17 protein-coding genes and 2 pseudogenes are annotated in these 23772 nt (G+C 61.8%); 1 reads left to right on the top strand and 18 read right to left on the bottom strand.

The annotated features are described in order from the left end of the window. Window positions 1-141: 141 nt before the first annotated feature. On the top strand, window positions 142-1218 hold the full coding sequence (locus tag EZI54_RS12890) for a 3-deoxy-7-phosphoheptulonate synthase (protein ID WP_131482299.1): 1077 nt from the start codon (window positions 142-144) through the stop codon (window positions 1216-1218). A gap of 68 nt (window positions 1219-1286) precedes the next feature. Here the strand turns inward: EZI54_RS12890 and cysG are convergent, their stop codons facing one another. The 18 genes and pseudogenes from cysG to asd all read right to left on the bottom strand — a co-directional run bounded on the left by cysG (window position 1287) and on the right by asd (window position 23684). After that, on the bottom strand, window positions 1287-2657 hold the full coding sequence (cysG, locus tag EZI54_RS12885; protein ID WP_131482298.1) for a siroheme synthase CysG: 1371 nt from the start codon (window positions 2655-2657) through the stop codon (window positions 1287-1289). A gap of 42 nt (window positions 2658-2699) precedes the next feature. After that, the gene (gene serS / locus EZI54_RS12880; RefSeq protein ID WP_131482297.1) at window positions 2700-3977 is read right to left on the bottom strand and encodes a serine--tRNA ligase; all 1278 of its coding nucleotides are present in this window, start codon (window positions 3975-3977) and stop codon (window positions 2700-2702) included. Window positions 3978-4114: 137 nt separating this feature from the next. Continuing rightward, window positions 4115-5470: a replication-associated recombination protein A gene (locus EZI54_RS12875; protein ID WP_131482296.1), complete on the bottom strand. Its 1356-nt coding sequence runs from the start codon at window positions 5468-5470 to the stop codon at window positions 4115-4117. After that, the gene (gene lolA / locus EZI54_RS12870; protein WP_131482295.1) at window positions 5470-6111 is read right to left on the bottom strand and encodes an outer membrane lipoprotein periplasmic chaperone LolA; all 642 of its coding nucleotides are present in this window, start codon (window positions 6109-6111) and stop codon (window positions 5470-5472) included. The genes EZI54_RS12875 and lolA overlap by 1 nt, the downstream gene beginning before the upstream one ends. A 14-nt stretch (window positions 6112-6125) precedes the next feature. Beyond that, a pseudogene (locus EZI54_RS25450) lies at window positions 6126-7667 on the bottom strand (DNA translocase FtsK); the annotation flags it as partial. A 513-nt stretch (window positions 7668-8180) separates the two neighbouring features. Then, window positions 8181-8579 (bottom strand): annotated as a pseudogene (locus EZI54_RS25445) (DNA translocase FtsK 4TM domain-containing protein); the annotation flags it as partial. Window positions 8580-8753: 174 nt separating this feature from the next. Next, complete coding sequence (locus tag EZI54_RS12860) at window positions 8754-9977, bottom strand: O-succinylhomoserine sulfhydrylase (protein WP_131482293.1); 1224 nt, start codon at window positions 9975-9977, stop codon at window positions 8754-8756. An 18-nt stretch (window positions 9978-9995) separates the two neighbouring features. Further along, window positions 9996-11519, bottom strand: coding sequence for an amidophosphoribosyltransferase (gene purF / locus EZI54_RS12855; protein ID WP_131482292.1), 1524 nt, complete (start codon window positions 11517-11519; stop codon window positions 9996-9998). Window positions 11520-11525: 6 nt separating this feature from the next. Beyond that, complete coding sequence (locus tag EZI54_RS12850; RefSeq protein WP_131482291.1) at window positions 11526-12092, bottom strand: CvpA family protein; 567 nt, start codon at window positions 12090-12092, stop codon at window positions 11526-11528. A 97-nt stretch (window positions 12093-12189) separates the two neighbouring features. Continuing rightward, the gene (locus EZI54_RS12845) at window positions 12190-12876 is read right to left on the bottom strand and encodes an SPOR domain-containing protein (RefSeq protein ID WP_131482290.1); all 687 of its coding nucleotides are present in this window, start codon (window positions 12874-12876) and stop codon (window positions 12190-12192) included. Window positions 12877-13135: 259 nt separating this feature from the next. Next, window positions 13136-14401, bottom strand: coding sequence for a bifunctional tetrahydrofolate synthase/dihydrofolate synthase (folC, locus tag EZI54_RS12840; RefSeq protein ID WP_131482289.1), 1266 nt, complete (start codon window positions 14399-14401; stop codon window positions 13136-13138). Beyond that, window positions 14385-15317, bottom strand: coding sequence for an acetyl-CoA carboxylase, carboxyltransferase subunit beta (gene accD, locus EZI54_RS12835; protein ID WP_131482288.1), 933 nt, complete (start codon window positions 15315-15317; stop codon window positions 14385-14387). Before accD ends, folC begins: the two co-directional genes overlap by 17 nt. A 55-nt stretch (window positions 15318-15372) precedes the next feature. Further along, a complete protein-coding gene (gene trpA / locus EZI54_RS12830) occupies window positions 15373-16185 on the bottom strand; it encodes a tryptophan synthase subunit alpha (protein WP_131482287.1) in 813 nt (270 codons plus the stop codon). A gap of 18 nt (window positions 16186-16203) precedes the next feature. Further along, entirely contained in the window at window positions 16204-17412 is a 1209-nt protein-coding gene (gene trpB / locus EZI54_RS12825; protein ID WP_207389209.1) for a tryptophan synthase subunit beta, read from the bottom strand. A gap of 1 nt (window position 17413) precedes the next feature. Continuing rightward, complete coding sequence (locus EZI54_RS12820; protein ID WP_131482285.1) at window positions 17414-18034, bottom strand: phosphoribosylanthranilate isomerase; 621 nt, start codon at window positions 18032-18034, stop codon at window positions 17414-17416. Next, window positions 18031-18936: a tRNA pseudouridine(38-40) synthase TruA gene (truA, locus tag EZI54_RS12815; protein WP_131482284.1), complete on the bottom strand. Its 906-nt coding sequence runs from the start codon at window positions 18934-18936 to the stop codon at window positions 18031-18033. The genes EZI54_RS12820 and truA overlap by 4 nt, the downstream gene beginning before the upstream one ends. 90 nt (window positions 18937-19026) lie before the next feature. Then, complete coding sequence (locus EZI54_RS12810) at window positions 19027-22140, bottom strand: FimV/HubP family polar landmark protein (protein WP_131482283.1); 3114 nt, start codon at window positions 22138-22140, stop codon at window positions 19027-19029. A gap of 428 nt (window positions 22141-22568) precedes the next feature. Next, window positions 22569-23684 (bottom strand): aspartate-semialdehyde dehydrogenase, encoded by a 1116-nt coding sequence (gene asd / locus EZI54_RS12805; RefSeq protein ID WP_131482282.1) that lies wholly within the window; start codon window positions 23682-23684, stop codon window positions 22569-22571. Window positions 23685-23772 lie beyond the last annotated feature (88 nt).

The raw sequence follows: 23772 nt of genomic DNA, 5'->3' as shown, positions 1-23772 counted from the left end.
TGATTCATCATAACAACGCCGGTAGTCCAGTGAGAGAGCCGAATCCGGGAAACCGGGCCATCTGACGACCGCCTATCTCATGATGCGACAGCTGACTTCAGGAGTCTGTCGCAAGCTGCTGATTTTGGAGAAGACAACGTCATGTCTGACAAGCAGATCGAAAACACCAACGTCGCTGCCCAGGAGCCGCTGATCACCCCGGACGCGCTCAAGCAGGAGATTCCCCTGTCAGAAACGGCAGCGGAGACTGTCGCCACCGGCCGTGAGACCATCAACAACATCCTGGATGGAAAGGATCATCGGCTGTTTGTCGTGGTGGGCCCCTGCTCCATCCACGACGTGAAGGCCGCCCGCGAATACGCCGAAAAGCTCAAGGTGCTGGCCGACGAAGTCAGCGATACCATCTACGTCGTGATGCGCGTCTACTTTGAAAAGCCGCGCACGACCATCGGCTGGAAAGGCCTGATCAACGACCCGCACCTGAACGATTCCTTTGACATCGAACAGGGCCTGCATATCGGTCGCCGCCTGCTTCTGGACATCGCCGAACTGGGCCTGCCGGCAGCCACCGAAGCACTGGATCCCATTTCACCGCAGTATCTGCAGGACACCATTTCCTGGTCCGCCATTGGCGCGCGTACTACGGAATCCCAGACTCACCGCGAGATGAGCAGCGGCCTGTCCATGCCGATCGGCTTCAAGAACGGCACCGACGGCAGTCTGGATGTGGCGATCAACGCCATGAAATCCGTCTCCCATCCGCACAGCTTCCTGGGCATCGACCAGAAAGGCCAGGTTTCCATCATCCGCACCAAAGGCAACCGCTACGGACACGTCGTCCTGCGCGGTGGCGGCGGCAAGCCCAACTACGACTCGGTGAATGTGGCCCTGTGTGAGAAGGAGCTGGAGAAATCCGGTCTGCGCCAGGCGCTGATGGTGGATTGCAGTCACGCCAACTCCAGCAAGGATCCGGCAATCCAGCCACTGGTAATGCAGGACGTCGCACACCAGATCCTGGAGGGCAACCGCTCCATCATGGGGCTGATGGTCGAGAGTCACCTGAACTGGGGCAACCAGTCCATTCCGGAAAACCTGGACGACCTCAAGTACGGCGTTTCCATTACCGATGCCTGCATCGACTGGGAAACCACCGAAAAAGCCCTGCGTGACATGCACGAAAAATTGAAGGACGTCCTGCCGAAACGCATCGGGAAGTAGCGTCCCAGCCGTCAGCGAAAGGCGCCTTCGGACACGTTGGCGCCCTTTCTGTCTGTGGGGAAAGGCGGTTAGCGAGCGCCAATCCAGTCGAGTTTTTCCCGCAGGCTCACCACATCGCCGATGATGATCAGTGTCGGTGCCTTGACCTCGCTGGCCGCAACCCGGTCCGCAATCGTTTCGATCGTACCGGTCACCACCACCTGGTCCGGTGTGGTTCCCTTCGACACCAGCGCCACCGGCATCGACGGCGCCATACCGTGAGCGACCAGTTCCCGGGCAATGACCGGCAAACCCACCAGCCCCATATAGAAGACCAGGGTCTGGTTGCTCTGGACAAAATCCCGCCAGGGCAGATCGCAGGTGTCGTTCTTGAGGTGCCCTGTCACGAATCGAACGGACTGGGCATGATCCCGGTGCGTCAGGGGAATACCGGCGTAAGCGGCACATCCCGAGGCCGCCGTGATGCCGGGCACCACCTGGAAAGGCACGCCGGCTTCGGCCAACGTCTCGATCTCTTCGCCACCCCGCCCGAAGATAAACGGATCGCCGCCCTTGAGCCGGACCACCGTATGCCCCTGCTGCGCCAGCTCGACAAGACGCTGGTTGATTTCTTCCTGGGGGACGGTGTGCTTCGAACGCTGTTTACCGACGTGGATCATCTCGGCATCGGCCCGCACCCGGTTCAGGATTTCCCGGGAGACCAGCCGGTCGTAGAGCACCACGTCGGCCTGGGCAATCACCCGCAGCGCCTTGAGGGTCAGCAGGTCCGGGTCACCCGGGCCGGCCCCGACCAGGAAGACCTCGCCCTGCGGTCCCCGTCCTTCGGCAAGGCTCAGTGCCTCATCGAGTTCGGCGTTGACGGCCTCTCCGGACATCTGATGAGCCCGACTGACCAGCGGGCCGTCCAACAGGCGATACCAGAAACTCCGGCGCTGATGGGGCGTACCAAGCACCCGGTTCAAATCGCCCTTGTTGAGCATCGATTGCAGTACATCGGCCAGACCTTCCGGGAGGAGCGTATCGAGACGCTGGCGCAGCCAGTTTGCCACCGTGGGCCAGCGCCCGCCGGTATCGACGGTAATACGCAGCGGCCCGCGCTGCACGGTTGCCGGGAACTGGACCCGCGCCCGGGGATGATGCCCCGGCATCCAGACCGGCAGATCCGTGGCAATCCGGGACAACCAACGCTCGTCGTCGCCGGCATCCCCGGTGTCGATCAGGATCAGCCCAAACTCATCGGACGATAAAACGGCATCGCTGGCCGGTTTCGGGCGGCATTCGCTGGAGGCGGGCGCCTCGTCCGGCAGGCTCTCATGACCGAGCCAGATGACACGGGCCCCCTGATCAGCGCAATAACGGGCCTTGGCAAGCAGCCGGGGCCCGCTGCCAAGGCAGCCGACGACAGGTTGGTCGATACGAAGGGAAACTGTCAGGCTCAACTCTTTCTCTCCTTTCCCTCGCCACCCGCGTCGGCAGGTGGCTTAAGGCGCAATAACGTCCAGGCCACCCATGTAGGGCTTGAGGACCTCAGGCACGCGGATGCTGCCATCCACCTGCTGATAGTTTTCCATGACGGCGATCAGCGTCCGGCCAACAGCCAGTCCGGAGCCGTTCAGGGTATGGACCAGCTCGGGCTTGCCGGTCTCGGGGTTACGCCAGCGCGCCTGCATACGACGCGCCTGGAAATCCCGTGTGTTGCTGCAGGACGAGATTTCCCGGTACTTGCCCTGCCCCGGCAGCCAGACCTCCAGGTCGTAGGTGCGGGCGGCCGCGAAGCCGATGTCACCACCGCACAGCTCGACCACCCGGTAGGGCAACTCCAGCTTCTGCAGGATGGCCTCAGCATGGCCGGTCAGCGTCTCGAGGGCCTCCTCGGAATCCTCGGGCCGCACAATGTGGACGAGTTCGACCTTGTCGAACTGGTGCTGACGGATCATGCCACGCACGTCACGACCGTAGGACCCGGCCTCGCTGCGGAAACACGGCGTGTGGCAAACCATGCGCAGCGGCAGTTCTTCCGCCTTGAAGATGGTGTCGCCCGCCAGGTTCGTGGCCGGCACTTCGGCCGTCGGGATCAGGTACAGCGGGTTGTCGCCGTCCATGCGGAAGAGGTCTTCCTCGAACTTGGGCAACTGGCCGGTCCCATACAGCGTGTTGGCATTCACCAGGTACGGCAGGTAGGTTTCGCTGTAGCCGTGCTCGTCAGCGTGGGTGTTGATCATGAACTGCGCCAGGGCACGATGCAGGCGCGCAATCGGACCGCGCATCACGGCAAACCGTGACTGGGCCAGCCGTGCCGCCGCATCAAAGTCCAGTCCGCCGATGGCATGGCCGAGATCCACATGATCCTTCGGCTCGAAATCGAACGTGGCCGGAGTGCCCCACTGGCGCACTTCAACGTTGTCGTCCTCATCTTCGCCTTCCGGAACGGTCGGGTCCGGCACATTGGGGATTCCCGACAGGAAGTCGTTCAGTTCCGCCTGCAACTCACGCAGTTGATCTTCCGCCTCGCTGCGCTGGCGTTTGAGGTCATCCACCGCTTCCAGCAGGGGCTGGATGTCTTCGCCGGCGGCCTTGGCCTTGCCGATGGATTTCGATCGCTTGTTCTGCTCACTCTGAAGCTCTTCGGTCCGGACCTGAAGGGAACGGCGACGGGACTCCAGCGACTGGAATGCCTCAATGTCGAAGGTGTAGTGGCGCACGGCGAGTCGCCGCGCAATGTCTTCAGTCTGGCTTCGAACAAGTTTGGGATCGAGCATGATCGTCCTGTTAACTTCGGGTGAATAGAACGCACCGTGCAACGCCGGCGCTGACGTTGCGCATAGTATACCTTCAGGAAATTCCTGTACCACCGGGGACAGCGACTCTCTTTGCGCCGGCAGCTATCAGGACAGGATCAGGACGGAGACTGTGGGGACGGATAACGCTGCTCGGTGCTCGCCTCGTTGCGGGCATCGAGCCTTTCCCGTTTTTCCCGCAGTTTGATTTCCAGGCCGCGGGGAACCGGGTCGTAATAACGTACCCCATGGATCGCCTCGGGTAAATAGGCTTCACCGGCGGCAAATGCATCGGGCTCGTCGTGGGCATAGCGGTATTCGGCGCCGTGGCCCATCGACTTCAACAGCGATGTGGGCGCATTGCGCAGGTGGACCGGCACCTCGTAGTCCGGCTGCTGCCGGATATCGGCGACGCACTGGTTGTAGGCCCTGTAGACGGCATTGCTCTTCGGAGCCAGCGCCAGGTAGGTCACCGCCTGGGCCAGTGCCAGTTCGCCCTCGGGCGATCCCAGCCGCTCCTGGGTATCCCAGGCATCCAGGCTCAGGCGCAGGGCCCGCGGATCGGCGTTGCCGATATCCTCGCTGGCAATACGGACCAGACGCCGGGCCACATAGACGGGATCGGCGCCGCCATCGAGCATGCGGCACATCCAGTAGAGTGCGCCGTCCGGATCGGACCCGCGAACGGACTTGTGCAAGGCCGAAATCTGCTCGTAAAACACGTCACCGCCCTTGTCGAAACGGCGCAGGCTCGATTGCATGACCTGTTCGAGCACCGCTTCGGTCAACTCGGCGGCGCCCTCGTCGTTGGGTTCGGCGAGATCGGAGGCCACTTCCAGCAGGTTCAGTGCCCGGCGGGCATCTCCGTCGGCCGCGGCGGCAATGATATCCAGCAGATCCTCGGGCACCTGAAGCCGGTTGGCCAGTCCCTCGTCGCTGGACAGGGCCCGACGCAACAAGGCCTTCAGGTCGTCGGCCTCCAGGTTCTTGAGCACATAGACCCGCGTGCGCGAGAGCAAGGCGCTGTTCAGTTCGAACGAGGGGTTCTCGGTGGTCGCGCCGACAAAGATCACGGTGCCGTCTTCGATATGCGGCAGGAAGGCGTCCTGCTGGCTCTTGTTGAAGCGGTGGACCTCATCCACGAACAGCAGGGTATCGCGGCCCTCGACCTGCTTCCGGTTACGGGCACGCGCTACCGCATCGCGGATATCCTTGACGCCACTGAGGACGGCGGACAGGCTCTCAAAGGCGATGTCGGCGGTATCCGCGAGCAGCTTGGCGAAGGTGGTCTTACCCACGCCAGGCGGCCCCCACAGGATCATGGAATGCAGCTGGCCATCCTCGACGGCGCGGCGCAGCGGTTTGCCCGGTCCGACCAGGTGCTGCTGACCGGCGTAATCGGCCAGGGTGCGCGGCCGCATCCGGGATGCCAGCGGCTGGAAACCGCGAGTTTCCTCGAACAGGCCGCCCTGCATTACTGGGCGCTCTTGATGACGTCCACCGAATCCGGGTAATCGAGGTGGAACACGCTGTTGTCGACAGGCTGGTTCACCTTGACGTCCTGGAAGCTGAGAACGCTGATCTGATCCAGGGAATCCCGCAGGCGCATTTCGGTCAGCACATCGTCACGGAAACGCAGGCGCAGCGACAGGAACAGTGAATCCTGGCTGCGGGGTTTGAGGATAAAGTCATCGGCGCCCGCCGTTTCCTCGTCCCGGGAGACATCGTAGGCTTCTTCGAGATTATCCACCTGCCCACTCAAGAGCAGCGCCGGGGTGGAGGACATCTGCTTTTCCATCGGCTTGATGGTGACCTGCTCCAGGTCCGGATCGTAGACTTCGACTTTCTTACCATCCGCGACGATGGTCTGGGAAAACGGGCTCTTCGACTCCCAGAAAAACAGCCCCGGACGCTTGGCCTTCAGGTTGCCGCGGGTCTCCTGAACCTTGCTGCCGGTGCCATCGACCACTACCTGGATAAAATCAGCCTGGTAGGTGCGGTACTTTTCCAGCTTGCCGGCCAGTGCCTTGGCCGCCTGGGCGTCCGCCCAGGCCGGTGATGTACTGATCAGCAGGACAGCCAGAACGGCCGATACGCGGCCCATAAACGTCTTCATGCGATTAACAACTCCTAGTCTCGCGGGGGTGGCGGTGCCAGCACTTCCCGGGCACCGTTATGACCGGCGGCACTGACGACGCCTGAAGCTTCCATGGCATCGACGAGGTTGGCCGCCCGGTTGTAGCCAATCTTGAATTTGCGCTGCACGGAGGAGATGGACACACGACGACCCTCGGTGACGAAAGCCACCGCCTCGTCATAGAGCGAGTCGCCTTCACTGTCCCCGCTCCCTTCGGACAGCGACGGAACGCCCGGCAACTTCTCACCTTCGGCGCCGTTGAGCACATCGTCCACATAGACGGGTTCGCCCCGGTCCTTCCAGGCACTGACGACACGGTGTACCTCGTCGTCATCAACGAAGGCCCCATGGACCCGAACCGGCAGACCGGACCCGGGCGGCAGGTACAGCATGTCGCCGTGGCCGAGCAATTGCTCTGCCCCGCCCTGGTCCAGCACCGTCCGGGAGTCGATCTTCGACTGCACCGAGAACGAGATCCGCGTGGGGATATTGGCCTTGATCAGACCGGTGATGACGTCCACCGACGGGCGCTGGGTCGCCAGGATCAGGTGGATACCGGCGGCCCGCGCTTTCTGGGCTATCCGCGCGATCAGCTCTTCCACCTTCTTGCCGACGATCATCATCATGTCGGCGAACTCGTCGATCACGACGACGATGAACGGCAGCGGCTCCAGCGCCGGACGATCCTCTTCGCCGTTCTCAAGGTACTCATCAGGCTTCCAGAGCGGGTCCGGAATCGGCTCGCCCGCCTCGATGGCGTCCTTCACCTTGCGGTTGAAGCCCGCCAGGTTGCGGACACCGAGCGCAGCCATCAGACGGTAGCGGCGTTCCATCTCGGCGACACACCAGCGCAGGCCATTCGCCGCTTCCTTCATGTCGGTGACCACCGGCGCCAGCAGATGGGGGATGCCGTCGTAGATGCTCAGTTCCAGCATCTTCGGGTCCACCATGATGAAGCGAACCTCGTCGGGCGTGGCCTTCAGCAGCATACTGAGGATCATGGCGTTGACGCCCACCGACTTACCGGAACCGGTGGTACCGGCCACCAGCAGGTGCGGCATCTTGCCCAGGTTGGCAGTCATCGGATTGCCACCGATGTCATTGCCCAGCGCCAGCGTCAACGGCGAACTGGATTCCTCGAAAGCACGCGACGACAGCACCTCACGCAGGCGCACCATCTCCCGCTCTTCGTTGGGGATCTCGATACCGACGACCGACTTGCCCGGAATGACTTCCACCACCCGCACGCTGATCACCGCCAGGGAGCGCGCCAGGTCCTTCGCCAGGTTGGAAATACGGCTCACCTTAACGCCCGGCGCCGGCTTGATCTCGAAACGGGTGATTACCGGACCGGGATTGACCTCGACCACTTCAACGCTGACCCCGAAGTCGGAGAGCTTTTCCTCCAGCAGCTGGGACATGTGCTCCAGCGACTCCTTGGAATAGCCCTTCTTCTTGTGGGGATCAGCCGGATCCAGCAAGGTGATTGGGGGCAACGGGCTGTCGATGTCATCGAAGAGCGAAGGCTGGCGCTTGGTGTCCTTGTCCCTGGGCCCGTCGTCCTTGCGCTTGAACGGTGAAATCTTCACGTTGCGAGCGTCCGCCGCCGGCTGTTCCGGCGCGGCTTTGCGGGCGGCCGGCTGGGGTCTGGGCGCAGGCTCATCATCGGTAGCGGAAAAGCCCGCCTCTGCCGGCGCGTCCAGCCGGGCGGTGGCAGCCAGCCCGTCTACGCTGGGCTCAATCCTGGTCGGCAGGGGCTCGTATTCGCCGTCATCCGCCTTGCTGCGCCGGAACCATCCGCGGATCCGCTGCATCAGCGAGGGTTTTTCCTCCCCATCGGCCGCGACCCGATCATTGACCAGCGGCGGCTCGCGGCGGGCAGCGGACGCCGGCTCGGCGTTCTTCGGCGGCTCCGGCGTGTCTTCGTCCGACTCAACATTGGTGTTGAAGTTGGTCTTGATCCAATCGGCAAAACGCAGGGTGTAGTCCCCCAGCGCATCCATCATCCCGAACCAGGACAGCCCGGTGAATACAGTCAGGGCAAACAGGAAGATCGCCACCAGCACCAGCGTCGCGGCCGGCAGGTTGAATGCCCCCACCATGGCATCGGACACCTCGGCCCCGAGCACGCCACCGGCGCTGGCATCCAGACCCATGATGGAATACAGGGACAGCAGGCTGGTGGCACTCAGCAGAATCAGGATGAAGCCGCCAAAGCGCAACAGGAAAAGCGGCCAATGCAGCTCAACGGAGTCGTTGCGGTGCTTGACCAGCAAGAAAGCGTAGAACGCCACCATGGCGGGAAACAGGAAAGCCACCTGACCGAAAAAGTCGATCAGCAGGCTCGCGATCCAGGCGCCGGTCCGCCCGGCGTAGTTGGAGACCGACACCTCGTGGCCGACACTCGCCCAGCCGGGATCGCTGGCGCTATAACTGACCAGTGCCATCAGCAGATAGATGCACAGTGCCGTCAGCGCGATCAGCGCCCCTTCGCGCCCGCCCTGGGCAAGCAGCTTACGGAAGCGCTGCTGCTTCTCTGTCAGCTGGGTCTCTTGCCCGGCTTTTTTTCGTTCTGACATGGATTGGCTACGGCTCATTTCAGAGCAGGCTTCCTTCTGTTATTAGCGCGTCAATGCGTCCAACCCTCGGGCCAGGTCCGCCTTCAGGTCTTCGATGTCTTCCAGGCCCACCGAAATCCGGATCAGGTTCTCGGTGATACCGGCTTCCGCCTTGTCCTCCGGAGACAGCCGGCCGTGTGTCGTGGTCGCCGGATGAGTCACCGTGGTGCGGGTGTCGCCCAGGTTTCCGGTAATGGAAATAATCCGGGTCGCATCGATCACCTGCCAGGCTTCGGCCCGCCCGCCCTTCACACGGAACGACAGGACGCCGCCATACCCCTTCTGCTGCTTGCCCGCCAGGACATGCTGGGGGTGCGACGCCAGGCCCGCATAGAATACACGCTCGACTGCAGGATGTTGCTCCAACCATTGCGCCAACTCTAACGCACTGGCGCAATGGGCGCGCATACGGATTGGTAACGTTTCCAGTCCCTTAAGAAAGACCCAGGCATTGAACGGGCTCATGCTCGGCCCGCCCGAACGCATGAAGCCGTACACCTCTTCCATCAGCGCGCTGGAGCCAACCACCACACCGCCGATGCAGCGACCCTGGCCATCCAGGTACTTGGTCGCCGAATGGATCACGATGTCCGCACCGTACTCGAACGGACGCTGCAGGATCGGCGTACAGAAGCAGTTATCCACCACAAACAGGGCATCGTTTTCATGGGCCAGATCGGCCAGCTCCTGCAGGTTGGCCACTTCACACAACGGGTTGGATGGCGTTTCCAGGAACAGCATACGGGTTTCCGGCCGTACCGCCGATTTCCAGGCATCCATATCGGTCAGTCCGACGAACGTCGTCTCGACGCCGAATCGCGCCAGGTACTTCTGGAACAGGACGTTGGTCGTCCCGAAAACGCCCCGGGAACAGACCACATGGTCGCCGGCCTGCAACAGGGCCATGCAGGTACTCATGATGGCGGCCATGCCGGAAGCGGTTCCGATGGCGCGTTCGCCGCCTTCCATCGCTGCGATGCGTGCCTCGAAGGCCTGCACGGTGGGGTTCGTGAAGCGGGAATAGATATTGCCCGGCTCTTCGCCACCAAATCGCGCAGCCGCCTGGGCCGCACTGCCGTAGACAAAGCTCGAGGTGGCGAAAATGGCATCGCTGTGCTCCAGTTGCGCCGTCCGCACCTGCCCTGCCCTCACGGCCAGCGTATCCACGGAAACCCCTTCCAGGTCGGATTCCGGGATAAATGCGTGCTCTTCTCGGATCTTGCTCATCGCCTTGGGCCCCGTGACTCAGTCTTCGTCGTTGTGGAGATCGATAATAGCGTTATCGGACGACATCTCCGGGTTTTTCTTCGCCTTGTTACTTTCGCCCCGCTGGGTTTCCAGGTTGGCGAGGTAGGCCGCATCGATATCGCCGGTGATGTAATTACCGTCGAACACCGAGCACTCCCAGGCCTCAATCTCGGGGTTCACGTCATTCACGCAGGTGATGAGATCGTCCAGGTCCTGGTAGATCAGCCAGTCGGCGCCGATCAACTGCTGGATTTCCTCAACGGTACGTTCATGGGCAATCAGCTCGCTGGCCGCCGGCATATCGATACCGTAGACATTGGGATAACGGACGGGCGGCGCAGCCGAGGCAAAATACACCTTGCGCGCGCCGGCATCCCGGGCCATCTGCACGATTTCCTCACAGGTCGTGCCGCGTACTATGGAATCATCCACCAGCATCACGTTCTTGCCCTTGAACTCCAGGTCGATCGGGTTCAGTTTCTGGCGCACGGACTTCTTGCGCATCTTCTGGCCAGGCATGATGAACGTGCGGCCGATATAGCGGTTCTTGATAAAGCCTTCCCGGAATTTCACGCCCAGGCGATGAGCCATCTGCATGGCCGATGTCCGGCTGGTGTCGGGAATCGGCATGACCACGTCGATGTCATGGTCCGGCCGCTCACGCAGGATCTTGTCCGCCAGGGTTTCGCCCATGCGCAGGCGGGCCTTGTAGACCGACACCTTGTCCAGGATGGAATCCGGACGGGCAAAATAGACGTGCTCGAAAATACACGGGATCAGGTGCGGTTCGCGGGCGCACTGCTGGGTGTAGATCGTGCCGTCGGTTTCGATATACACCGCCTCGCCCGGTTCGATGTCGCGCACCAGTTTGAAGCCCGCTGCGTTCAGCGCGACGCTCTCGGAGGCGATCATGTATTCCTTGCCGGCTTCGGTTTCGCGGACGCCGTAACAGGCCGGACGAATCCCCCGGGGGTCCCGGAAGCCGACGATGCCATAGCCGGTAATCATGGCAATCGCCGCGTAGGCTCCGCGACAACGCTCATGGACCGCACTGACGGCGGCAAAGATCTCGTCCTTGGTCGGGTTCAGCTTGCCCAGTTTCTGCAGTTCATGGGCAAAGACGTTCAACAACACCTCAGAATCGGAATTGGTGTTGATGTGGCGCAGATCGGTACGGAACAGGTCGCGGCTCAGGTCGTCGGCATTGGTCAGGTTGCCGTTGTGGGCCAGCGTGATGCCATAGGGACTGTTCACATAGAACGGCTGCGCTTCGGCGGAGCTGGAGGAGCCGGCGGTCGGGTAGCGCACATGACCAATACCCACATTACCGACGAGGCGACGCATGTGCCGTGTCCGAAAAACGTCACGAACCAGGCCGTTATCCTTGCGCAGATAAAAGCGATCGTCCTGGAAGGTTACGATGCCGGCCGCATCCTGCCCCCGGTGCTGAAGGACCGTCAACGCGTCATAGAGCGACTGGTTGACGTTAGAGGTACTTACGATACCGACAATGCCACACATGGGTGTTTACTTCTCCAGTACAGATATCATGGCTTCGTTGCCCGGTTGCGCCTGGACCGCCTTGGCGGACTCGTCGGCGGGTCCGAGGAAACGTTCAAATTCATCGCCCAGCATGCGCCGGGACCACTGCTCGACCATCGCCAGACGACCAATCATCACCGACTGCCTCCACCAGGTATCCTGGGAGAGCGGTGTATAGCGGACGAAAGCGATGGCAACAATAACGACGAGCAGCCCCCGCAGCAAACCGAACCCCATCCCGAGCACACGATCCGTGGCGGAAAGGCCGGTGACAACGACAAGCTGACCAATCAGATTATTGATAACGGCGCCCACGATCAGGGTACCAAAAAACAGGATTGCAAAGGCAGCAATCAGCCGGACCAACGGCGTCTCCACCGTGCTTTCCAGCAGCATCTGCATCTGCGGATGGAACGTGCGGGCGATAATGAAGGCGGCAATCCAGGTGACGAGTGACAGCGCCTCCCTGACAAACCCGCGCTTGAGGCTGATCAGGGTCGAAACAGCAATGATGGTAATGATGACCCAGTCTATCCAGATCAGCGCGTTCATGGTCGACCCACTAACGAATTCAGGAAGCGCGGATTCTATCAGGAAACCGGGTCACACCAAACCTTGACGACGCTGCCGGATCGCGGTTGCCCTACCCTCACCGATCGCCGGACATCACCAGACTGTTGAGGTTGAATGCCTTATCCAGCCTGGATTTGGCGGATTTTGCCTCATCCTCGCTGACGAACGGTCCGGAGAAGACCCGCGTCAGGGTGATATCGCCTCGCTTGACGTTTTCGGTGTACGCAGCGTATCCCTTGTCGCGGACTTCGTCGCGCAGGCGCAGGGCATTCTTCTCGTTACCGAAACTGCCCAACTGAACAAGCCAGGCGCCTTTCATGGTCTGCTTGTATTCGGCATCTTCGGTCGGCTCGGGCTCGCTGGGCGTCGCGGCGTTTGCCGCGGCCTTGGCCGTGTTCCCGGAAGGTGCCGGCTGGGGCTTCGGGGCCGGTTCCGGCGCGGGCGCGGGTGCGGGCGCAGTCTCCTGCTCTGCCGTCGGGGCGCTGCCCTCACTCGGCGTCGCCACCGTCGGCGCGGCGGCCTTGGGCTCTTCGATGGTATAGGCGGGAGCGCTGTCCTGGGAGGCTTCCTGGTCACCGGATGAAGCAGACTGCTGGCCAACCTGGCCCTGGATATCAACCGACGGGAAGGCGGGCTCTTCGGGCAGTTTTATTTTCTGGGTGGTTCGCTCTGTGTGCGGTTCATCGAACAGCATCGGGACAAAGATAACAGCCAGTGATATCAGTACCAGGGCGCCGACAATGCGCTGCTTCAGACCATCCACAGGAAGCGTTCCTCTCTGTTGGGGGAGATTCTGACCGGATACTAACGCCCACGGCTACAGAACACAAAGCCGTGCAGAGCGCATGACGGAAGTTTAAGGTTCTGAAAAGACCCGGAAACAGGGGCCGTGTTATCGCCCCACGAGCAGGGTTCGGCCCTGTTCAGGCCCGGGAAAACGGGGCACCGATACACACCATGCGCGGGCGTCATACCGGCCCCCGCTGCACCAGTTCAACGCCAGGAAACCCGTCCTGCGCCGCTCAGCCCGGCACCGCACTGCGAGCCTCGGCCACCGTAAAGAAGGAACCAAACACGATAATACAGTCGTTTTCCCCGGCCACCTCACGCGCTGCTTCGATGGCCTCGGCCACGCTCCCGGCCCGTTCGACAACCGCCTTGTCGCCCACAACCGGTTCGACCCGCCGGACCAGCGTATCGATATCCAGCCCCCGCGGCACATCCAGCGGCGCCAGGAACCACCGATCGACCACGGCCGCCATGGCGGCAACGACGCCCGCCGTATCCTTGTCCGAGAGGCAGGCGTAAACGGCATGAACCTTTCCTCTAACCGACAGCGCCGCGATACGCTCCCGGAGCCAGCGGGCGGCATGCGGGTTATGGCCGACATCGACATAGAGCGCCGGTGACGACAGCAGTTGCTCAAAGCGCCCGGCGACCCGCACATCGGCCAATGCCCGATGGATCGCTTCGGGAGACATCTCTGGTTCAAGCAGGCGAATGGCCTGCACTGCTGCGGCCAGGCTGCGCTCGGGCAGCGTTGTTCCGGGTAACGCAACCTGCCAGCCCGCCGTCACCACACGGCGCAAACCGGAATCATCCGATTCCAGCCGGTAGGCTTCCCCAAAACGGTAAAGCCGGACCTTTTGCGCCGCAGCCTGCTGCAGCACGGACCGGGGCGGATCTTCGTCGCCGTAGATCGCATTCTGCCGGTAGCGCAGGATGCCGGCTTTCTCGAAGCCGATCTGATCCCGGTCGTCGCCCAGCCAGGCGGTGTGATCGAGGTCCACGGATGTGATGATGGCGAGGTCGGCATCCAGCACGTTGACTGCATCCAAACGCCCCCCGAGACCCACTTCCAGGATCCAGTCTTCTATGCCGGCATCCCGGAACAGCAGAAAAGCGGCCAGGGTGCCGAATTCAAAATAGGTCAGACTGACATCGCGGCGCGCTGCCTCCACCGCCTCGAAGGCACCTACCAGAGCAGCGTCCGAAACATCCTCCCCGTTCAGCCGCACCCGCTCGTTGTACCGCTGCAAGTGCGGCGAGGTGTAGGCACCGACTTTCCGGCCGCGGGACAGCAGCAGGCGTTCGATGGCCGCGACCGTCGTCCCTTTCCCATTCGTCCCGCCGACTGTGATGATCCGGGCTTCCGGCTTTCCGGGAAAGAGGCGGCGCAGGACCAGTAACACCCGGTCCAGGCCCAGATCAATTTCGGTGGGATGCAGCGCTTCGAGATAGGCGAGCCACTGATCGACAGTGGCTCCAGGCTCAGGCGCTCGGGGCATCGGGGATGTCTGCTTCGGCGCCTTCAGCATCGACACGCGTCACTTCTTCGGGCTCGGGCGCCTCCTGGCCGGTGAACTTGGCCAGCACGGAAGCGATGCGATAACGCATGTCGTGACGCTCCACGATCATATCGATGGCGCCATGCTCAAGCAGGAACTCGCTGCGCTGGAAGCCTTCCGGCAGCTTCTCCCGCACCGTCTGCTCGATAACCCGGGGGCCGGCGAAGCCGATCAGTGCGTAGGGCTCGGCAATATTCAGGTCGCCCAGCATGGCCAGGCTGGCCGACACACCGCCGAATACCGGATCGGTCAGCACCGAGATGAACGGAATACCCGCTTGCTTCATGCGCTCCAGCGCCGCCGCCGTCTTGGCCATCTGCATCAGGGAGAGAATGGCCTCCTGCATACGCGCGCCGCCACTGGCCGAGAAACAGACCAGGGGGATACCTTCTTCCAGGGAGACGTTCACGGCCTGCACAAAGCGCTCGCCGACAACCTGCCCCATGGACCCGCCCATGAAGTTGAACTCGAAGGCACAGGCCACCAGCGGCAGCCCCAGGGTGCGGCCTCGCATCGCAATCAGGGCATCCTTCTCCCGGGTGCCTTTCTGGGCCGATGCCAAACGATCCCGGTAGCGCTTGCTGTCCTTGAACTTGAGGCGATCCCACGGCTCCAGATCGGCACCGATCTCCTCACGGCCGTCTTCATCCAGAAAGATATCCAGCCGGCGGCGTGCCGTGACACGCAAATGGTGCGAACACTTCGGACAAACATCCAGGTTCTTGTCGAGTTCCGGCTTGTAGAGGAAGGCACCGCACTTGGGGCATTTCTTCCAAAGCCCTTCCGGCACACTGGTTCTCTGCTTGGAGTCCGAGCGAATCATGCTCGGCATGATCTTGTCCAGCCAGTTACTCATGATGTCTTCCCGTTATTCGTTCCTGTTGGGCCTGTTCCGTGCCAAACGCCCCGTCTCAGGACGCCAGTTCGTCCAGGGCTTCGCGCATCGGTTTCAGGAGGCTGACCAGTGAGGACTTCAACGCCTCAATGTCATCCTGATTTTTGGCAATTGTATCGACCAGGATACTTCCCACAATTACACCATCGGATACCCGACCCACGGCAGCGGCAGTTTCGGCGTTGCGAATACCGAAACCGACACCCACCGGGACAGAGGTCAGTGCATGAATCCGGCTGACTTTTTCGGCGACATCGTCAACATTCAGTTGGGCCGAGCCGGTCACACCCTTCAGGGAAACATAGTAGATGTAGCCGGAGCTGTGTGCACTGATTGCCCGGATACGATCCTCGGTGGTCGTCGGCGCCAACAGGAAAATCGGGTCCAGCCCGCGCTCGGCAAACAGCGGAGCGACATCCTCTGCTTCTTCCGGGGGCAGGTCCACGGTCAGGACACCGTCCACACCGGCTGCCTTTGCCGCATCGGAGAAGACTTCATAACCCATGGCCTCAACCGGGTTCAGATACCCCATCAGGACAATCGGGGTCTTGTCGTCACGGCTGCGGAAGGTTTTTACCATCTCCAGCACCTGGCGCAACGAGGTCCCGTGCTTGAGCGCCCGCTCGCAGGCCAACTGGATCACCGGGCCGTCGGCCATGGGGTCCGAAAACGGTACCCCAAGCTCGATGATATCGGCGCCGGCCTCGACCAGCGTGTGCATCAGTTCGACGGTCCGGTCCGGATGTGGATCACCGGCCGTGATGTAGGGAATCAGTGCTTTGCGGCCCTGCCCTTTGAGTGTCTGCAGTACAGTTTGAATACGACTCATGCGATTCCCCAGATCCAGTTAAACCTCAATACCATCGAGCTGCGCGATGGTATGGATATCCTTGTCGCCGCGACCGGAGACGTTGATCACCACCATCTGGCCCTTGTCCATGGACGCCGCCAGTTTGGTCGCGTAGGCCACCGCATGGGCGCTTTCCAGCGCCGGCATGATGCCCTCGACCCGGGTCAGTTGGCGGAAGCCCGCCAGGGCCTCGTCATCGGTCACCGAAACATACTGGGCCCGGCCGATATCCTTGAGCCAGCTGTGCTCGGGACCGACACCCGGATAGTCGAGGCCGGCACTGACCGAGTGGGTTCCCGCGATCTGGCCGTTCTCGTCCTCCATCAGGTAGGTCCGGTTGCCGTGCAACACGCCCGGACGGCCGGCAGAAAGCGGCGCCGCGTGCTGCCCAGTTGACAGCCCCAACCCACCGGCTTCCACGCCGTACATGGCCACACTCTCATCGGTCAGGAAGGGATAGAACAGGCCAATGGCGTTGGAGCCGCCACCTACGCAGGCCACCAGCGCATCCGGCAGACGCCCCGCCTGCGCCAGCGCCTGGCGACGGGTCTCACGGCCAATGACCGCCTGGAAGTCGCGTACCAGCATTGGATACGGGTGCGGACCGGCGACCGTGCCAATGATGTAGAAGGTATCGTCGACGTTGGTGACCCAGTCCCGCATGGCTTCGTTCATGGCGTCCTTGAGGGTTTTGGTACCACTCTCGACGGCGTGCACCTCTGCCCCCAGTAGTTTCATGCGGTAAACGTTCAGCGACTGCCGCTTGACGTCTTCCGATCCCATGAAGACGTGGCATTCCAGACCCAGGCGGGCACAAACCGTAGCGGTGGCGACACCATGCTGGCCGGCGCCGGTTTCCGCAATCACACGCTTCTTGCCCAGGAAACTCGCCAAAAGCGCCTGACCAATGGTGTTGTTCACCTTGTGGGCGCCGGTGTGATTCAGGTCTTCACGCTTGAGCCAGATCTGCGCGCCACCGGTCTCCCGGGTCAGCCGTTCCGCGAAATAGAGTGGGCTCGGGCGACCGACGTAATCCGCCAGATCCTTGTCGAACGTGGCCTGGAATTCAGCGTCGTCACGCAGCTTGAGATATTCCGTCTCCAGCTGCATCAACGAGTCCATCAGCGTTTCGGACACAAAGCGGCCACCATAGGCTCCAAAATGGCCCCGGGTATCCGGCAACGCACGCAGCATCTCTTCAGTCAGCTTAACCGACACGGTTCACCTCTCTGATAAATTCAATGATACGGGACGGGTCCTTGATTCCCTTTTCCCGTTCAACGCCTCCACTGACATCGACCGCCCAGGGCCTGACGGCCGCCACGGCGCCCGCTACGTTAGCAGAGTTCAAACCACCGGCCAATATCAAGGGTTTGGGACGCTCATCGGGAATCAGCGACCAGTCGAATGTCTGTCCGGTCCCGCCGAAACGGTGTGGGTCATAGGCATCCACCAACAGACCGGAAGCTTGATGATAGGTCCGGTAGGCGGCTTCGATATCCGCCCGCCCCTGTACCCGGACCGCTTTCATCCAGCGGCGCCCGAACTGCTCACAGAAGCCGGGCGTCTCGTCGCCATGAAACTGCAGCAGCGACAGCCCCACGCTGTCCATGACACGACGTACAAGCGACGCTTCCGGGTTGACGAACAGACCAACGCTTTCAACGAAGGGCGGCAATTCGCGGACGATGGCCGCCGCCTGTTCAATGTCGACGGCCCTCGGGCTGGGCGCATAGAACACCAGGCCGATGGCGTCCGCCCCGGCCTCAACGGCGACCAGCGCATCTTCCAGGCGTGTGATGCCACAAATCTTGACCCGCGTTCTCATTCCAACGCACTCCGTTGTTTCCTGAAGACCGGACCTTCAACCAACGCCTGCTGCTCCGCCGTAAACCACGGCTGCATAAACTCGGGGCCGGGCGCCTCGCTGGGAATACCCGCATCGTCAGGATAACCGACGCTGACCAGGTAAAGGCCGTGGGCCGGTCCCGTGATGTCCGCCTGACGCCGGTCCCGTTGTTCCAGTATCTCACGGATCCACCCGACTGGCTGCTTGCCGTTGCCAACCGCCATCAGCGCTCCGGCGATATTGCGGACCATATGATGCAGGAAAGCGTTGGCCTGGATATCGATGACGACATAGTCACCATGACGGGTGATGCGGATGAAGTGCACGTTCCGGTTGGGCGTGCGGGATTGACACCCTGCCGCCCGAAAGGACGAAAAGTCATGCTCGCCCACCAGCGCTTGCGCCGCTTCATGCATGCGGTTCGCGTCAAGGGGGCGAAAGGTCCAGGCCACCTGGTTTCGCAGGATGCCCGGCCGTACCGGGTGATTAAAAATCACGTAGCGGTAGCGGCGGCTGATGGCGCTGAAGCGGGCGTGGAAATCGTCCGCCATCTGTCCGGCCCAACGCACAGCAATGTCGCCGCGCAGTGCGGTATTGATGCCCATGATCCAGGAACGGTAGCTGCGTACGGACTGCGTTTCGAAATGAACCACCTGGGCCGAGGCATGGACACCGGCATCGGTGCGTCCAGCACAGACCAGATCGACCGTTTCATTGGCCACCCGGGAAACGGCCTGCTGCAACTGGCCTTCCACCGAAGGCACACCTGATTTCTGCTGCTGCCAGCCATGGAAGGCGGCACCATCGTACTCGAACAACAGGGCAACCCGTCCGTTGCCGATCGGCGCGTCCTGATCAAATTCTGCGGATGTGGATAACAACGTGGATTAAACCATTCGGGGTATCGCGGAAACAAAAACGCCGGAGGGATTCCCTCCGGCGCTCCATAGCATTGCGGACAGTATAACGGATCAGGCCAGGTTTTTAAGCAGATCCTGGGCTTCCGCCTTCTGATCGTCGCTACCCTCGATGGCAACCTCCTCCAGGATATCGCGGGCACCGTCGGAGTCGCCCATTTCGATATAGGCTCGGGCGAGATCCAGCTTGGTGGCCGCTTCATCCGTGCCGGCGAGGAAGTCGAAATCGTCCTCGTCGTCCAGTGACGTTTCGTCGAAATCCATCATGTCGCCATCCTTGCGGGTCTCGTCCGTCGACTTTTCCTCGTCAGCGGCAGGTTCAGCCGGCTCCTCGGCCACCGGGATATTGTCGTCGTCATCCACGCCCGCCAGGGAATCATCGAGATCCAGCTCTTCGTCCAATTCCGGAATTTCGTCGTCGGTCAGCGGCTCAACCTGATCGTCCTCCGGCGTTTCCGCCACCTCTTCCATCAGCGCCAGGTCTTCGTCGGAGACATCCAGTTCCAGCTCGTCCAGCGTGTCTGCAGATTCGGATTCGGTCGGCTCGTCTTCCGTTTCATTGGCCACTTTCTCCAGCTCGGCGTCCAGGTCATCCAGGAAGGACTCGTCCAGGTTACCCTGCTCGTCGGCGGCCAGCTCCGGTTCCTCCTCCAGCGGCGGCAGTTCGTCGTCACTGGTGGCGCGCTCGGATTCCGGCTCCGCCTCGTCCTCCAGCAGACTGTCGTCCAGCTCCAGCGAACCGAAATCCTCCTCGGTCAGCTCAGGCTCTTCGGCGTTGTCCGCCGACTCGTCTTCAAAGTCGATATCAAGGTCCAGGTCGTCAGCCGTGGCGGATTCCTCTACGCCCTGTTCCGGCTCGGTCGAGGTGTCGCTGCTCTCGATCTCGTCCTCATCGAAGCCCAGATCCGATATATCGTATTCGACGGGCGATTCGGGCCCCGCCCGGGACGCCTCATCTTCCCCCTCGCCGGCAATAGGCTCCTCGTCCAGCTCCAGGGAATCGAAGTCCAGGTCGTCCCCAGCCTTGGCCGTTGCTTCATCCTGCGGTTCGGATTCGGCCTCAGACGTTTCGCTGTAAAGACCGGCAAACGAGTCCTCCGTCACCTCCCCGGTCGGCGCCGAACCCACATCCGAACGCAACTGCGATTCCAGATCATCGATACTGGGTGTGGATTCCACTTCATCGAGCCGGTTGCGAAGCGTCTGGGCCTCGGTCATGGCAGACTCGTCGTCGAGGGCTTCCAGTTCGCCATACTGCTTCTCGAACGCTGAACGATCCTCAGTCTCAGCGTAGACGGCCAGTAGCTTGAGGCGAAGGTCCGTCCGGCTCGGCTCCCGGGAGATGGCCGATTCCAGAACCTCAACCGCCTGATCGTGACGGCCGTAGGCGATGTACGCATCCGCCTCGGCCAGGGCATCCTTCTCTTCACCCTCTTCGCCACTGGCGCCGACGCCCAGGTCGATATTGCCATCGTCCTGGGCCGACTCTTCGTTCAACTGCTCGTAGAACGCCTTCTCACGGTTCGCGTTACGGCGGGCCAGCAGACCGAGCAGGAGCAGCGCGAGGATCGCCGCGCCCCCGCCGGCAATCTGGTACATCCGGTTGTTCTTGAACGCTTCAACGATATTGCCGACGAAGCCCTTGTCTTCCACCTCCGGCTCGCTCGGCTGAGCGGCTGCCGGCTTGGCCGGCTTCGGTGCCTGTTGCCCAGGCTCCGCCGGGGCCGCAGCCGTGGTATCAGACTGGGCTTCCGGGGCGGTCTTCTCCTGGTCGGCCGGTGTCTGTTCGGATGACGCGGTTTCGGAACCAGTGCCGGCCGCTTCGGCGGTCATGCCCTCAGCCGATGCCGTGTCGTCACTTGCGGCCATCTGGTCTTCAGCCGTGGACGACTCCGACGCGGCGGTGGCGTCCGTCATCTGCTCGCCTTCAGGCGCTGCTGCCGATCCGGCTTCGGCGGCGGCACCTTCGCCGGTCGCAGCTGCCTGGGCGGCGTCCTTCGGCTCACCTTCACCGCCGCCTGCCGCCTCGGCATCGCCTGATTTTCCGGCCTGCGCCTGAAGTTCGGCCAACTGGGAATTCTTCAGTTCAACCAGACGTTGCATGGTCGCCAACTGCGACTGGAGATCCTCAACCCGGGAGTTGAGCTCCTCATTCTCGCGCTGGGCCTTGTCCAGTTGCTCCATCACCACTTCGGTGCTGCCTTCCCTGCCACCGGCAACACCCTCAGCGCCGCCGGATGACGCGCCCTTCTCCGGGCTGGTCGAGTCGTTACCCGCACTCAGGCGAAGCTCGTCGCCACCCTGGGTCTGTGCCGGCGCGCCCTGTGCTGGCTGCTGGCCGGTCGCGTCCACCGTCTGCTGCGCCTGCTTCAGCGCCTGGTTCTGGGCAACGACCTCCTGGTAGGCCTGTTGACGGGTGCGTGCTTCAATCTGCTCCGCCGTGGGTATACGCAACACCTGGCCACGCTTGAGGCGATTGATATTGCCGTCCATGAAGGCATCCGGGTTCAGGTCCTGCAGTGCCAGCATGACCTGTTGCGGCGTATAACTGGCATTCGGGCGCACCTGTTGGGCGATGCCCCAGAGCGTGTCGGAAGGTCCCGTCGGCCCGAAGGTGCGTCCGTACGAACCGGACTGGCCTGATGTCGGTGCTGCGGTGTTGCGCGATGGCTGCCGGGCCGTGCCGGACGCCTGCGATGGCGTGCTGGCCTGGCGATCGGTCGACGGCGCCTGGACCGGCTGGGCCACGGAGTCGCCGACTTTCTCCGCGTAGACGGGCGGATCCAGCAGCATCGAGTACTCACGCAGAAGCTTACCGTTCGGCCAGGTCACTTCAATCAGGAAGTTCAGGTAAGGCTCCCGAACCGCCTGCTTGGTGGAGACGTGGATCATCAACTGGCCGTTTGGTGCGGTAGCCACGTTGAATTTGAGATTGGTAAGGAAAAATTCACGATCGATCCCGACACGATCAAAGACGTCCTGCGACGCCAGGTTGACGTATACCTCGTTCGGGCTCACACCACCTGTGTTACGCAGCTCGATATCCGCGTCGAGGGGTTGATTGAGATAGGATTGAAGCTCCACTTCGCCGAGCCCGAGCGCATTAGCAACGCCTGAGCCGAGCCCTCCTACCAGAGCCAGCGCAACCGCAAGTTTGCGTACCTTCATGCTTTTTCCTTACCAGTCTCCGTTATTCGTTACTGCCGTCTGTAATTCAGACTCGGACGAGGTTGGATGACTTCCGACTTTCGCTTTATTGTTGTCAGGGAGCCTCTGATTGATCTGAGGATTACATTTGCGAAAGTATTGTTGATAAAGCCCTCTTTATCAATCGATCAGCGATAATGTTTGTAATTGTTGTTAAACAAATGTTCGGAAGATGCTGTTCAGGTGGCGAAAATTCATCCACCACTGTACGTTTTCACCCCGAAAACAACCGGTTCTGTCCCGATTGTCCGACTTGTCACCGAAACGATCCTGTGACCAAAAATAACAGGGGCGAAAGCCTAATGCAGCTTTCGCCCCTGACTCAACGCCCCAAAAGGGGACGCAGTTAGCATTTCCACCCCGCCCTGGCGACGTGAAAATGGCGCTCATCAGCGCTCCTGCAGGATCCGCAGCATCCGGCGCAGCGGTTCAGCCGCGCCCCAGAGCAACTGGTCGCCGACGGTAAACGCGGAAATGTACTCCGGCCCCATGGCCAGTTTGCGGATACGGCCGATCGGAACGCTCAGAGTGCCGGTGACCTTCGCCGGTGTCAGCTCTTCCATGCTGGCCTCACGGTCGTTGGGAACGACCTTGACCCAGTCATTGGATGTCGCCAGCAGCGATTCGATCTCGCTCACCGGGATGTCCTTGCGCAGCTTGATGGTCAGCGCCTGGCTGTGACTGCGCATGGCGCCGATGCGCACGCAGATACCGTCGATCGGGATCGGGCTGTCGCTGCGTCCCAGGATCTTGTTGGTCTCGCTCTGCGCTTTCCACTCTTCCTTGCTCTGACCGCTTTCCAGCTGCTTGTCGCAGTAGGGAATCAGGCTGCCGGCCAGCGGCACGCCGAAGTTGTCGGTCGGGAACCCGGATGACCGCATGGTTTCGGTGACCTTGCGATCGATTTCCAGGATCGCGGAACCCGGATCGGCCAGGAGGTCGGCGACGTTGCCATGCAGTTGTCCCATCTGGTTGAGGAGCTCGCGCATGTTCTGGGCGCCGGCGCCGGATGCTGCCTGATAGGTCATCGGTGAGATCCACTCGATCAGGTCGTTCTCCAGCAGGCCGCCGAGGGCCAGCATCATCAGGCTCACGGTGCAGTTGCCACCGATGTAGTCCTTCACGCCACGGCTCAGCGCATCGTCGATGACGTTGCGGTTGACCGGGTCCAGGATGATGACGGAGTGGTCCGCCATACGCAGTGTGGAGGCGGCATCGATCCAGTAGCCGTCCCAGCCGGATTCGCGCAGCGGGCCGAAAACCTTGCTGGTGTAGTCGCCACCCTGGCAGGTCACGATGACGTCCATTTCCCGGAGCGCGTCCAGGTCAAAGGCGTCCTTCAGTGCCGGTACGTCAGCCTTGCCCACGTCGGGCGCCGGCTGACCGGCCTGGGATGTTGAGAAAAAGACCGGATCGATGTCCGCGAAGTCATTTTCTTCCTGCATGCGCTGCATGAGGACAGAGCCCACCATGCCGCGCCAGCCAATAAGTCCAACTCGCTTCATGTGCGACTTTTGAACCTCGTTCTGTGCCGGCCCGCTTCCCCTTTTGCAGGGACCGGACCGGATGAATGATCCTGCGGCGGCAACATCC

This window comes from Marinobacter halodurans, assembly GCF_004327985.1.
In the GTDB taxonomy this organism is placed as follows: Bacteria; Pseudomonadota; Gammaproteobacteria; order Pseudomonadales; family Oleiphilaceae; genus Marinobacter_A; species Marinobacter_A halodurans.
Note: the sequence above shows the minus strand (reverse complement) of the source record. Positions and strands in the feature narration are given on the sequence as shown.